Source organism: Gordonia sp. DT30 (assembly GCF_049844915.1).
GTDB lineage: Bacteria > Actinomycetota > Actinomycetes > Mycobacteriales > Mycobacteriaceae > Gordonia.
The window spans coordinates 1-1413 of sequence record NZ_JBNCLY010000056.1 but is presented as its reverse complement, the minus strand read 5'-3'; the positions used below and the strand labels follow the sequence as shown (position 1 = coordinate 1413).

Genomic DNA, 1413 nt, shown 5'->3' with positions numbered 1-1413 from the left:
TGGTGCGTCCGGGACGTTTGCGGGGTCGGTAGGAGGCGCCGTCCATGAGGATTTGGTGGCTGGTGTTGATGAGGCGGTCGAGCAGTGATTCGGCGACGACGGGGTTGGGGAACAGGGGGTACCAGTCTTTGGGTGCGCGGTTGCTGGTCAGGATCAATGGCTTGCCGGCGATGGCACGGTCGGAGACGAGGTCGTAGAGGTCGTCGGAGCCGGTGGTGGTGTGCTCTCGCATGGCGAAGTCGTCGATGATGAGTACGGCGGGGCGGGTGTATTCGCGCATGCGTTGTCCGATGGTGCGGTCGGCGTGTCCGCCGGCGAGGTCGGCGAGCATGCGGGCGCATTTGACGAATCGGAGGTCGTGTCCGCGGAGTGCTACTTGGTGGCCGAGTGCCTGGGCGATGTGGGTTTTGCCGACTCCGACTGGTCCGTAGAGGATGACCGATTCGCCGGCGTCGAGCCAGCGCAGCGCGGCGAGGTCCCGCAGCATCGCGGCGGGCAGTTTCGGGTTCGCGGTGAAGTCGAAGTCGTCGAAGGTCGCTGATTGTTCGAATCGGGCGCGGCGTACCCGCCGGGTCAGCGCGGCGGTGTCACGGCGGGCGATTTCGTCCTCGCAGAGGACCTGCAGGAACTCCAGGTGCCCGAGTTTCCCGTCGCGGGTTTGGGCGAGTCGGGTGTCGAGGGTGTCGAGCATGCCGGTCAGTTTCAACGCTTTGAGCGCGGCGCGCAGGCTGGGGTCGTGAATGGTCATGGGAATGTCCTTTGATGCGAAAGAGTGTGTTGGCGAGAGGGTTTAGTGTTTGTGGTCTACTGGTTGGCGGCTGAGTCGGTGTCATCGGCGAAGGCCTGCGGGCCGCGCAGGAACGCCGGTGGCACCAGCGCCAGAGGTGCGGCGGTGTCGTCGTGTTCGGTGCCGGCGATCAGGATGCCTTTGATGGTGCGTGCCCGGACATCGCCGACTCTGATAGCGCGGGCGCAGGCCGCGTCGATGCGGTCGTCGGGATACTTGGTGCGTAAGCCCACGATGGCTTGGATGGCGCGGAGCCGGTGGATGGCGTTGACCTGGGAGAGTTCGGCGACCACGGCTACCGCGTGTTCCCCGATCTGTTCGGCCTGTGCCCGGCACCACACGACGGTGCGTAACTGGTGGGCCACTTTGTGGGGCGGGTAGTGCTCGTAGTTGGTGGCGCGGCCACCGAGGTGGCGGACGTGGGTGGCCACGACCGTGTCGTCGGTGAAGACCTGGACCACGTCCCCGCATGTGCGTACCCGCACACGCTGGCCGATCAGCCGCCACGGCACCGAGTAGAACGCGGGCCCAGCTTTGACGTGGCAGTCCGGGGCGACCTTGCCCACATGGTAGGTGACGAGTTCAAATCGTCTGGGCGGCAACGGGTGTAACGCATCTCGTTCGGA

At 65.7% G+C, this 1413-nt stretch carries 2 protein-coding genes; both read right to left on the bottom strand.

Going from position 1 to position 1413, the window contains the following annotated elements; all coding sequences use genetic code 11:
* Positions 1–748 (bottom strand): IS21-like element helper ATPase IstB (gene istB, locus ACLQ3C_RS21400; protein WP_425707105.1); only part of this gene is annotated, 748 nt, incomplete at its 3' end.
* 56 nt (positions 749–804) lie between these two features.
* On the bottom strand, positions 805–1413 hold a 609-nt coding region (locus ACLQ3C_RS21395; protein WP_425707104.1), incomplete at its 5' end, for a Mu transposase domain-containing protein.